At 68.0% G+C, this 11,446-nt stretch carries 11 protein-coding genes and 1 pseudogene; 10 read left to right on the top strand and 2 right to left on the bottom strand.

Features of this window, described 5'->3' with window-relative positions; translation table 11 throughout:
- The first annotated feature begins 96 nt into the window (after positions 1 to 96).
- The 4 genes from RS883_RS04240 (at position 97) to RS883_RS04255 (ending at position 3,804) form a co-directional block, all read left to right on the top strand.
- Complete coding sequence (locus tag RS883_RS04240; RefSeq protein ID WP_315763007.1) at positions 97 to 741, top strand: TonB family protein; 645 nt, start codon at positions 97 to 99, stop codon at positions 739 to 741.
- A gap of 76 nt (positions 742 to 817) precedes the next feature.
- Positions 818 to 2,374, top strand: a complete 1,557-nt coding sequence (gene guaA / locus RS883_RS04245) for a glutamine-hydrolyzing GMP synthase (RefSeq protein ID WP_315763009.1) — start codon at positions 818 to 820, stop codon at positions 2,372 to 2,374.
- Between the two features lie 250 nt (positions 2,375 to 2,624).
- Complete coding sequence (locus RS883_RS04250) at positions 2,625 to 3,038, top strand: hypothetical protein (RefSeq protein WP_315763011.1); 414 nt, start codon at positions 2,625 to 2,627, stop codon at positions 3,036 to 3,038.
- A gap of 19 nt (positions 3,039 to 3,057) precedes the next feature.
- A complete protein-coding gene (locus RS883_RS04255; protein WP_315764969.1) occupies positions 3,058 to 3,804 on the top strand; it encodes a TorF family putative porin in 747 nt (248 codons plus the stop codon).
- Positions 3,805 to 3,942: 138 nt separating this feature from the next.
- Here the strand turns inward: RS883_RS04255 and clpA are convergent, their stop codons facing one another.
- Positions 3,943 to 6,270: an ATP-dependent Clp protease ATP-binding subunit ClpA gene (gene clpA, locus RS883_RS04260; RefSeq protein ID WP_315763012.1), complete on the bottom strand. Its 2,328-nt coding sequence runs from the start codon at positions 6,268 to 6,270 to the stop codon at positions 3,943 to 3,945.
- A 127-nt stretch (positions 6,271 to 6,397) separates the two neighbouring features.
- Positions 6,398 to 6,595 (bottom strand): DUF1192 domain-containing protein, encoded by a 198-nt coding sequence (locus RS883_RS04265; RefSeq protein WP_315763015.1) that lies wholly within the window; start codon positions 6,593 to 6,595, stop codon positions 6,398 to 6,400.
- A gap of 92 nt (positions 6,596 to 6,687) precedes the next feature.
- Between RS883_RS04265 and RS883_RS04270 the strand changes: the two genes are divergently transcribed.
- The 6 genes and pseudogenes from RS883_RS04270 to RS883_RS04295 form a co-directional block, all read left to right on the top strand.
- Positions 6,688 to 7,683, top strand: a complete 996-nt coding sequence (locus RS883_RS04270; RefSeq protein WP_315763017.1) for an NAD(P)H-quinone oxidoreductase — start codon at positions 6,688 to 6,690, stop codon at positions 7,681 to 7,683.
- 97 nt (positions 7,684 to 7,780) lie between these two features.
- Positions 7,781 to 8,659 (top strand): UDP-2,3-diacylglucosamine diphosphatase, encoded by an 879-nt coding sequence (locus tag RS883_RS04275; protein WP_315763019.1) that lies wholly within the window; start codon positions 7,781 to 7,783, stop codon positions 8,657 to 8,659.
- Positions 8,660 to 8,676: 17 nt separating this feature from the next.
- Positions 8,677 to 9,699 carry a glycosyltransferase family 1 protein gene (locus tag RS883_RS04280; RefSeq protein WP_315763020.1) on the top strand — a complete coding sequence of 341 codons (1,023 nt, stop codon included), beginning with the start codon at positions 8,677 to 8,679 and terminating at the stop codon, positions 9,697 to 9,699.
- A 114-nt stretch (positions 9,700 to 9,813) separates the two neighbouring features.
- Positions 9,814 to 10,467: a DUF1013 domain-containing protein gene (locus RS883_RS04285; RefSeq protein WP_315764971.1), complete on the top strand. Its 654-nt coding sequence runs from the start codon at positions 9,814 to 9,816 to the stop codon at positions 10,465 to 10,467.
- 113 nt (positions 10,468 to 10,580) lie between these two features.
- Positions 10,581 to 10,967, top strand: coding sequence for an NADH:ubiquinone oxidoreductase subunit NDUFA12 (locus tag RS883_RS04290; protein WP_315763022.1), 387 nt, complete (start codon positions 10,581 to 10,583; stop codon positions 10,965 to 10,967).
- Between the two features lie 293 nt (positions 10,968 to 11,260).
- A pseudogene (locus RS883_RS04295) lies at positions 11,261 to 11,428 on the top strand (DUF2155 domain-containing protein); the annotation flags it as partial.
- Positions 11,429 to 11,446 lie beyond the last annotated feature (18 nt).

The following is an 11,446-nucleotide window of genomic DNA, read 5'->3' on the forward strand; positions in this document are numbered from 1 at the left end:
GCATAACATGACCGCATCCGCCGATGGGGTGGAGCGGCCATAGAGAGGATGCCCACCATGTCCTATGCCAATTCAGGCTCCGGACGGGAACGGATCGTGGCGATCGGCCTTGTCGGGCTGGTCCAGGGCGGCATCATTGCCGCGCTTCTATCCGGCCTCGCCATCCAGTTCGTCGACCGCATCGCCGACAAGCCGCTCGAAACCTATAACATCAAGGACGTGCCGCCGCCGCCACCGGACGTGGTCCCGCCCAAGAAGATCGAGACGCTGACGACCTCGATGATTCCGGAGACCAAGCCGCTGGTTACCGATCCGATCGTCAAGGTCGATACGCCGCCACTGGTGAGCGGCACGCCCGACATCGTGCTGCTGCCGCCCGTCACCGATATGAAGCCGGCGCCGATCCCGTCGCCGACGATCACGCCGACGCCCGCCGCCGATCTCTCGCGCGGTGCCGCGGCACGGGGTGCAGTGGGCGAGTGGTTCCCGCGCAGTGAATATCCCTCGGCCGCCCTGCGCGCCGGGATCGAGGGGCGCGTGTCGATCCGCCTCTCGATCGGCGCGAACGGGCGAGCGACCGGTTGCGACGTGGTGACGGGCAGCGGCAGCGAGGCGCTCGATGCCGCGACGTGCCGCCTGGCGCTTCGCAACGGCCGCTTCGAGCCCGCACGCGACGCGCTCGGCAACAAGACGGCGACGCAGCTTCGCCTGCCGCCGATCGTCTGGCGCATCGAGAACTGATCCCGGCTCCCTCCCTCGCGCTTGTCGCGGGGGAGGGTAGCCCTTGCCCTCGGCGCCGCGTCCGCTAGATGGGCGCATGGTCGAACCCACCGAATCCATCCTCATCGTCGACTTCGGCAGCCAGGTGACGCAGCTCATCGCGCGGCGCGTGCGCGAGGCCGGCGTCTATTCCGAAATCGCGCCCTTCACCGCCGCCGCCGAGGCGTTCGAGCGGCTGAAGCCGGCGGGCATCATCCTGTCGGGCAGTCCCGCCTCCGTCCTGGACGACGGAAGCCCGCGCGTGCCGCAGGTGATCTTCGACAGCGGCCTGCCCGTCCTTGGCATCTGTTACGGCCAGCAGGTGATGATGCACCAGCTGGGCGGCGCGGTGCAGAAGGGCGATTCGGGCGAGTTCGGCCGCGCCTTCATCGAGGTGGCCGAGCCCTGTGCGCTGTTCGACGGCATGTGGGGCGAGGGCGAGAGTCATCAGGTGTGGATGAGCCACGGTGACAAGGTGACCGCGCTCGCTCCCGGCTTCCGCCCCGTCGCGGCGAGCCCCGGCGCGCCCTATGCGGTGATCGCCGATGACTCGCGCCGCTATTACGCCATGCAGTTCCACCCGGAGGTCGTGCACACGCCGGACGGCGCGCGGCTGCTCGCCAATTTCGTGCGGCATGTCTGCGGCGCGTCGGGCGAATGGTCGATGGCCGAATTCCGCGCCGCCAAGATCGCCGACATCCGCGCGCAGGTGGGCAAGGGTCGGGTGATCTGCGGCCTGTCGGGCGGCGTCGATTCGGCGGTGGCGGCGGTGCTGATCCACGAGGCGATCGGCGAGCAGCTGACCTGCGTGTTCGTCGATCACGGCCTGATGCGCGCCGGCGAGGCCGATCAGGTCGTCAGCCTGTTCCGCGGCCACTACAACATTCCGCTCGTCCATGTGAACGCGGAGACGCTGTTCCTGTCAGGCCTGGCCGGGGTCACCGATCCGGAGGCCAAGCGCAAGTTCATCGGCAAGACGTTCATCGACGTGTTCGAGGACGAAGCCCGGAAGATCGGCGGCGCTGAGTTCCTGGCGCAGGGCACGCTCTATCCCGACGTGATCGAGAGCGTCAGCTTCACCGGCGGGCCGTCGGTGACGATCAAGAGCCACCATAATGTCGGCGGCCTGCCCGAGCGGATGGACATGAAGCTCGTCGAGCCGCTGCGCGAGCTGTTCAAGGACGAGGTGCGCGCGCTGGGCCGCGAGCTCGGCCTGCCGGAGATCTTCGTCGGCCGCCATCCGTTCCCCGGACCCGGCCTTGCCATTCGCATCCCCGGCGAGGTGACGAAGGAGCGCTGCGACATCCTGCGCAAGGCCGACGCGATCTACCTCGAAGAGATCCGGAACGCGGGGCTCTATGACGCGATCTGGCAGGCGTTCGCGGTATTGCTCCCCGTGCGGTCAGTTGGCGTGATGGGCGATGGGCGGACCTATGACAGCGTGCTGGCGCTGCGCGCGGTCACATCGACCGACGGGATGACGGCGGAGGCGTTCGGCTTTCCGGGCGACTTCCTGCCGCGCGTTGCGACGCGGATCATCAACGAGGTGCGCGGCATCAACCGCGTAACCTATGACTATACGAGCAAGCCGCCCGGCACGATCGAGTGGGAGTGACGAAGACTTGAAATCCCGCGGGGCGGGATTTCGGCTTCGCCACTCGGCGGCGATAGCCGCCGCGGCCTAACTGATGGCCCGCTCCAAGGGAGCAATCTCAGCATTCCCTGGGAATGGCCTCTGAGGCTCTTTTCGCTCCTGTAATTTCTTGTTGCGCTTGGAGAATGAGCGCGTCCCGCGCATTGGTCTGTCGCAGACCGGCGACAGCCGGCGCACCGCAGGAACGCCACAGGACAATAGAGGAGAGCCCATGTCCATCGCCCTCACGCTCGCCGCGCTGACGCTGGGTGAGATGCTGGAGCATCGAGTCACCGTCGCTCACGCCGGCACCGAGCATGCCGCCACCTATCGCGCGCGGGTCGCGCTCGACACCAAGACGATTGGCGCGCACACGCCCAACCGCCCCTCGCGCCAGCAATGTGCCTGGACCGCGGCAGTGACGGTCGAGCGCGCGCTGGATGCGGCGCCCGCCGCCGCGCGCCCCGTCGCCACCGACCGGACGCTGAAGGGCGTGCATCCGGGCGCCTGCCAGACCGCGCGCCCCGCGATCGAGGATAATGTCGCGCGCCGCAGCCCCGCGATCCGCGACCGGCTGGTCGCCGCGGCCGAGAATGACCGGGCGACCCTGGTTGCCGAGCTCGCGGCGATGCGTCCGAATGGGTGATCGGCATGGCTTGGCGCTGGTGCTTGCGATCGCGAGTGCCGGCGCTGGTGTCGGCGTCGGCGCCCCCGCGGCGCAGGCGCAGGAATTGTCGCGCCCGACCGCCTCGATCGAGGCGACGACCGACCATCGCCGCCGCGGCCTGAGCTGGAGCGACGGCGATCCGGCGCTCGATGCGATCGTCTCGGTTCCGCTGGCTGGATTGCGCGTCGATGCGCGCGCGACGACGACGCGCGGCGCGATCCGGCATGACGGCGCCGACATGGTGTTCGACGGCTCCGCGAGCTATTCGCGCGATCTGGCCAGCGGATTGTCGCTGACGGGCGGCGTCACCGGCCACTTCTTCGCGGGCGCGGCGAGCAAGGCCGACTACGGCGAGCTCGACCTGACGCTCGGCTATGCGTTGGGGCCGCTGCAACTCGATTTGGGCGGCAGCTATGCGCCCAAGCAGGACGCGATCGGCGGCGACAATCTCTACCTTCAGGCGCGCGCGAGCGGGTCGATCCCGCTGACGGGCATCGAGGTGGCGGCGCATGTCGGGCGGACGTCGGGGTCGACCGACGACCTGATCCGCGCCGCGCGGTTGCGGCCGGAGGGCATGAGCTATGTCGACTGGGGCGTGCGGGTGGAGCAGCGGTTCGGGCCGCTGGCGCTGGGGCTGCGCTATTCGGGCACGGACATCGATACCGATGCGGTGGCAGGATCGCCGTTCGCCGATCTGGACGATGCGGGGCACAAGCTGACCGCGCACGCGGCGGTGTTCTTCTAGGCTGCCGCCGTTATTCGCAAGCGTACGTCACCCCGGTCTCAGAGCCGGGGTCCCGCTTCCTCTTGCCTGTCAGGTAAGGAAGAAGCGGGACCCCGGATCAAGTCCGGGGTGACAGTCGTGGTTGGGCCAATGTAGGCCTTATTCCGCCTTCGCTTCCTCGGACTTCTTGCCACCCTTGCGCTTCGCCTTCTTGGGCGGGGCGGGGATGATCTCGAAGGCGAGGGCGCCGTCCTTCAGCTTAACGCTGACTTCACCGCCATGGACGAGCTTGCCGAACAGAAGCTCCTCGGCGAGCGGCTGCTTGACCTTTTCCTGGATCAGGCGGCCCATCGGGCGGGCGCCATAGAGCTTGTCATAGCCGCGCTCGGTCAGCCAGGTCTTGGACTCGTCGTCGAGGCGGATGTGAACGCCGCGGTCGGCGAGCTGAAGCTCGAGCTGGAGGATGAACTTGTCGACGACGCGGTTGACCACCGCCGGCGGCAGATAGGCGAACGGCACGATCGCATCGAGGCGGTTGCGGAACTCGGGGGTGAAGAGCTTCTTCACCGCTTCTTCCTGGACGTCCTCGCGCGCGATCTCGCCGAAGCCGATCGACTCCTTCGCCATGTCCGACGCACCGGCGTTGGTGGTCATGATGAGGATGGTGTTGCGAAAGTCGACGGTCTTGCCGTGGTGGTCGGTCAGCTTCCCGTTGTCCATCACCTGCAGCAGGATATTGAACAGGTCGGGATGCGCCTTCTCGATCTCGTCGAGGAGCAGCACGCTGTGCGGGTTCTGGTCGACCGCGTCGGTGAGCAGGCCGCCCTGGTCATAGCCGACATAGCCCGGGGGCGCACCGATCAGCCGGCTGACCGAGTGGCGCTCCATATATTCGGACATGTCGAACCGCTGGAGCGGGATGCCCATGATCTCGGCAAGCTGCTTGGCGACTTCGGTCTTGCCGACGCCCGTGGGGCCGGAGAAGAGGTAGTTGCCGATCGGCTTGTCGGGATCGCGCAGCCCCGCGCGGCTGAGCTTGATCGCCGAGGACAGCACCTCGATCGCGGTATCCTGGCCGAACACCACGCGCTTCAGGTCGGTCTCCAGGTTGGCGAGCACGCGCGTGTCGTCGCTCGACACCGTCTTCGGCGGGATCCGCGCCATGGTCGCGATGACCTGCTCGATCTCCTTGGGCGTGATGACCTTCTTGCGCTTGGCTGGGGGCACCAGCATCTGCATCGCGCCGACCTCGTCGATCACGTCGATCGCCTTGTCGGGGAGCTTGCGGTCGTTGATGTAGCGGCTTGAGAGCTCGACCGCCGACTTGATCGCGTCGGGCGTGTACTTGACCGAATGATGCTCCTCGAACGCAGAGCGCAGGCCGGCGAGGATCTTGATCGTGTCCTCGACCGTCGGCTCATTGACGTCGATCTTCTGGAACCGGCGCAGCAGCGCGCGATCCTTTTCGAAGTGGTTGCGGAACTCCTTGTAGGTGGTCGACCCGATGCAGCGGATCGTACCGCCCGACAGTGCGGGCTTGAGGAGGTTAGACGCGTCCATCGCCCCGCCGCTGGTCGCGCCGGCACCGATGACGGTGTGAATCTCGTCGATGAAGAGGACCGCGTGCGGCAGCTTCTCGAGCTCCGACACGACCTGCTTCAGCCGCTCCTCGAAATCGCCGCGATAGCGCGTGCCGGCCAGCAGCGCGCCCATGTCAAGCGAATAGATGACCGCGGGCTTGAGCACGTCGGGGACGTCGCCCTCGACGATCTTGCGCGCCAGGCCCTCGGCGATCGCGGTCTTGCCGACGCCGGGATCGCCCACATAGAGCGGGTTGTTCTTCGACCGGCGGCAGAGGATCTGGACGGTGCGGTCGACTTCCGGCCCGCGGCCGATCAGCGGATCGACCTTGCCGTTTTTGGCCTTTTCGTTGAGGTCGACGGTGAACTGCTTGAGCGCGCTTTCGCCCTTTTGGTTCTTGTCGGCCTGCTTGGGCTGGGGCTTTTCCTCCTCGGCGCCCTTGACCTCGCGAGCCTCCGTGGGCGCACCGCCCTTGCCGACGCCGTGGCTGATGAAGCTGACGGCATCCAGGCGGCTCATGTCCTGCTGCTGGAGGAAATAGACGGCGTAGCTCTCGCGCTCGCTGAACAAAGCGACGAGCACGTTGGCGCCGGTCACCTCGTCCCGGCCCGAGGACTGGACGTGGAGGATCGCGCGCTGGACGACGCGCTGGAACCCGCTGGTGGGCGAGGGGTCGGTGACGTTCTCGACCTTCAGCGCCTCGAGCTCGGTATCGAGATAGTGCGCGACGGTGGTCTTGAGATCGCCCAGGTCGACGCCGCAGGCGCTCATCACCTTGGACGCATGCTCGTCGTCGACGAGCGCGAGGAGAAGGTGCTCGAGCGTCGCATATTCGTGGCGGCGCGAGGACGCGGCCTCCAGCGCCTTGTGCAGCGTGGATTCGAGGGCGGATGCGAAGGACGGCATTTGGGGAATTACTCCGGTGGGGCCGCAGGGGGACTCGCGACCCGGGACTGCAATGTCGGGTGCGGTAGCGCGGTGTGCAAGACGGTCGGGATCGGGCGGGGCCGCAGGTAAGGGATGCGGCCCGGCATCATCGGCGGAACAGCGCGTCGGCGCTCTTTCGGTGCCCGCCGGCGCGATCGCGATGCGCCTTCACGCGCTCGATCTCGGCCTCCAGTGCGGCGATGCGCGCGCCCAGCTCCTCGATCGAGAGGGGATCGAGATCCTGGCGCGCCAGCATCGCGACGGGATCGTCGCTGCGCCGCGGCAGATTATCGTCGGCGTCCATGGTCGGGAGCGTTGACCGCCCGGGCTTCGATGTCAATAAGCGCGGGATTCACCATCGACATATGGGGCGGCGATGGATCGGGGGAACGCGTGATGGAACGAGCCGAGACGATGCGCGCGATCGATCCCGAAACGCCGGGCGGACCCGAGGTGCTGCGCCTGGTCGAGCGGCGCGTGCCGCAACCGGGCGAGGGCGAGGTGCTGATCCGCGTCGCCGCCGCGGGGGTCAACCGCCCCGACGTGCTCCAGCGCCAGGGCGGCTATGCGCCGCCGCCGGGCGCGCCGTCGATCCCGGGGCTGGAGATCGCGGGCGAGGTCGTGGCCGTGGGCGAGGGCGTGGAGCCCGCGCTGATCGGCCAGCCGATGTGCGCGCTGGTCGCCGGCGGCGGCTATGCCGAATATTGCGTCGCGCCCGCGGGTCAGTGCCTGTCGGTGCCGGAGAGCCTGTCGATGGTCGAGGCGGCGGCGATCCCGGAGACGCTGTTCACCGTCTGGACCAACCTGTTCGAGCGCGGCTTTGCCAGTGAAGGCGACACGGTGCTGGTCCATGGCGGCACCAGCGGCATCGGCACGATGGCCATTTCGCTGTGCAAGCTGTTCGGGGTCGAGATCATCGTCACGGCCGGGTCGGCGGACAAGTGCGCGCGGGCGCTTGAGCTCGGCGCGGATCACGCGATCGACTACAAGGCGGACGACTTCGTCGAGGCGGTGAAGCGGATCACCGGCGGGCGCGGCGTCGCGGTGGTGCTCGACATGGTTGGCGGCGACTATCTGCCGCGCAACCTCAAGTGTCTGGCCGAGGACGGGCGTCACGTGTCGATCGCCGTGCAGCGCGGGGCGGAGGCGACGATCCCGATCTTCGACATCATGCGTAGGCGGCTTACGCTGACGGGCTCGACGCTGCGCCCGCGCGACACGGGGTTCAAGTCGATGGTCGCCGACGAACTCGCCCGCACCGTCTGGCCGCATGTCGAGGCGGGACGGCTGAAGCCGGTGATGGACGTGACCTTCCCGCTGGAGCGCGCGGCCGACGCGCATGCGCGGATGGAAGCGGGGGACCATGTGGGGAAGATCGTGCTGACGATCTGAAGACCGAGGCATCACAACCCCGTAACCCTCCCGCCGCGCTCATGTAACAATCCTCGGCCATCGCGGTTCAAGCCAATCGCTTGCCGGGGAACATGCCATGGGCACCGTCACCAAGCTGCCGTTCGAGGCTGCCGACCTGTTCGACTTCGCCGCCAGCGCACCGCAGCGGCCCGAGCGGGACGGGATCGTCCGCCGCCGCTATCGAACGATCTGGATCAGCGACGTCCATCTGGGCACGCGCGGCTGCAATGCCGAGATGCTGATCGACTTCCTCGACCATGTCGACAGCGAGACGATGTACCTGGTCGGCGACATCTTCGACGGGTGGCAGCTAAAGAAGAAGTTCTACTGGCCCGCCAGCCACAACGACATCGTCTGGCGCATCCTGAAGCGTGCCAAGCGCGGCACCGACATCGTCTACATTCCCGGCAACCATGACGAAATGTTCCGCCAGTTCACCGGGCTCGACTTCGGCGGCGTGCGGATCAAGCGGCAGGCGATCCACACCACCGCCGACGGGCGCCGGCTGCTCGTCCTGCATGGTGACGAGTTCGACGCGATCACGCTCTCGCACCGCTGGCTCGCGCACCTTGGCGACGCGGCGTACCATGTGATGATGGTCCTCAACCGCTGGGTGAACCTGTATCGCCGCGCGGCGAACCTGCCTTACTGGTCGCTCAGCAAATACGCCAAGCACAAGGTCAAGAACGCGGTCGAGTTCATCTCCAAATTCGAGGAGATCGTCGCGCACGAGGCGGGCGTCCGCGGTGTCGACGGGGTGATCGCCGGACACATCCACACCGCGGACTATCGCCGGATCGACGGAATCGATTATTATAACGACGGCGATTGGGTCGAAGGGTGCACCGCGCTCGTTGAGCATCACGACGGCCGGATGGAGATCCTGCTCTGGGCGGACGAGATCAAGGCGAGAGAAGCGGCACTGACGGCCGCGACGACGCGGGCGGCGGCCTGACCGCGGCTCACGCGCCGATGCGTATCGCCATCGTCACCGACGCCTGGGAACCGCAGGTCAATGGCGTCGTCCGTACGCTGAAATCGGTGCGTCAGGTTCTCGAAGGGCAGGGGCATGTGGTCGAGGTGATCTCGCCCGACCTGTTCTATTCGGTGCCGTGCCCGACCTATCCCGAGATCCGGCTGGCGATGGCGACGACCGGCGCGGTGGGCGCGCTGATCGAGGAATTCGCGCCCGACGCGGTGCATCTGGCGACCGAGGGACCGGTGTGCGTGGCGGCGCGGCGATGGTGCCTGCGCCACGACTATGCGTTTACCACCGCCTATCACACGCAGTTTCCCGACTATGTCTCGGCGCGGTCGGGTGTCCCGGCGGAGTGGATCTGGCGTTATATCCGCTGGTTCCATGCGCCCGCGCAGGCGGTGCTCGCCTCCACCCCGTCGATCCGCCGGACGCTGGAAGCGCATGGGCTCACCCAGGTGCGGCATTGGGGGCGGGGCGTGGACCTGGCGCGCTTCCATGCCGGCGTCGAGCCGCACCCGGCGCTCGCCGGCCTGGCCGGGCCGATCCAGCTCTATGTCGGCCGGGTCGCGGTCGAGAAGAATATCGAGGCGTTCCTGAAGACGCACCACCCGGGCACCAAGGTGGTCGTCGGCGACGGCCCCGCGCGGGCGCAGCTGGAGGCAGCCTATCCCGACGCGGTGTTCCTGGGTGCGCGGTTCGGCGACGAGCTCGCGCAATGCTATGCCGGGGCGGACGTGTTCGTGTTTCCCAGCCGCACCGACACCTTTGGCCTGGTGATGATCGAGGCGCTCGCCTGCGGCACGCCGGTCGCGGCCTATCCGGTGACGGGGCCGGTCGACGTGCTGACGCCCGAGACCGGCGCGATGGACGAGGAGCTGGATACCGCGATCGCCGCCGCGCTCGCGTGCGACCGGGGACGGTGCGCCGCCTATGGCCGCGGCTTCACCTGGGAAGCGAGTGCGGGCCAGTTCCTCGACGCGCTGGTCGCCATCCACCGGCCGGCCGTCGCCGCCTGAACATCGCTTGCCCTTTGCAGGGCGTTGCATTAGATTGGTCAGGTTAGCGGCCACCCGGCGACGGGTGGCCCTTATTGTTTTCGCATTCGGAGATTGGCCGTGGCCCAGCCGCTCATGCCGCACGCGACCGCCTCTTGGCTGGTCGACAACACCTCGCTCTCGTTCGAGCAGATTGCCGATTTCTGCGGCCTCCACATCCTGGAAGTGCAGGCGATCGCCGACGATACCGCCGCGACCAAGCTGACCGGCCGCGACCCCGTCCGCGCGCACGAGCTGACGATGGACGAGATCGAGAAGGGTCAGGCGAACCCCGACTATCAGCTTCAGATGCTGAAGGGTCCGGAGCAGGTCCGCCGCACCAAGGGGCCGCGCTATACGCCGGTCAGCAAGCGCCAGGACAAGCCCGACGGCATCGCCTGGATCATCCGCAACCATCCCGAGATTTCGGACGGCGCGATCGGCAAGCTGATCGGCACCACGCGCACGACGATCGCGGCGATCCGCGACCGCACGCACTGGAACATCGGCAACATCACGCCGAAGGATCCGGTGACGCTGGGCCTCTGCTCGCAGCGCGAGCTCGATGCGCTGGTGGCCAAGGCCGCGAAGGCGGCGGGGATCGAGGCGCAGCCCGATACGCGGCTGGAGGGCGACCGCGAGGCGTTGCTCGAGCAGCTCCGCGCCGAGCGCGAGCAGGCCGCGCGCGATGCCGAGAATGGCGGCGTGGTCGCGCCCAAGCCGCTGTTCGAAGACCCGTTCCGGCGGTAATTCGTTGAAGGCCGAACGGGCTCCGGCCCGTTCCCAAACAACTCTACCGGCGTTGCCATCGCCCCTGCCGCCGCGCTAAGGCCGGCGGCGCGGGTAGCCTAGCGAGTGGAACCATGGGTCTGAACATCTTCACCTGGTGGAACGGCGCCACCGTCGGCACGCTGGCCGGGCTGCGCGGCAAGACCAAGGTCGGCACCGACGACGACGGCAACGTCTATTGGCAGGGCGGCAAGGACACCGCCGGACGCCCGCGCCGCTGGGTGATCTATGCCGGCTCGAACGACGCCAGCCGCGTGCCACCCGAATGGTTCAGCTGGCTGCACCACCAGATCGACGACGTGCCCGACCGCGCACTGCCGCCGGTCCGCCAGTGGCAGCAACCGCCGCTCGCCAATATGACCGGCACGCCGCTCGCCTATCGTCCGCCCGGCACGCTCGAAAAGGGCGGTGAGCGCGTCCGCGCGACCGGCGATTACGAGGCCTGGTCGCCCGACGCGTGAGCGCGCGGGTCAAGTGGATCGGTGCCGCGGTCGCGGCGCTGCTGATCGCGATCGGCGCATGGTTCGGCGTCGCCGCGTGGCGCCGATCGCAGGTGCCGGAGGCGGCACCGCCGCCCGCCAACGCCTCGCTCCCCGTCCCTGATGCAGCGGCCCCTGGCGCGCCCGCCAATGGCGAGGTCGTGGCGCCTGCCGAAACCGCAACCATCGCCACCACCGGCGTGACGCCGATGGCGCAGCGTGTGGCGGTGCTCGGTCTGCTCAACAAGCGGAGCGGCGAAAGCCGCGACCTGACGATGAAGCCGGGCCAGGCGCTGCGCGCCGGCAACGTCGTCGTGCGGCTGCGCGCGTGCGAGCGGACGGGGCCGTGGGAGCCCGAGCAATATACCGGCGCGTTTGTCCAGCTAGACGTGCAGAATGTCGAGCGTCGGTGGCAGCGCGTCTTTTCGGGCTGGCTCTATGCCGAGCGGCCGGCGCTCAAC

The sequence above is a fragment of the Sphingomonas sp. Y38-1Y genome, from assembly GCF_032391395.1.
Lineage (GTDB): Bacteria > Pseudomonadota > Alphaproteobacteria > Sphingomonadales > Sphingomonadaceae > Sphingomonas.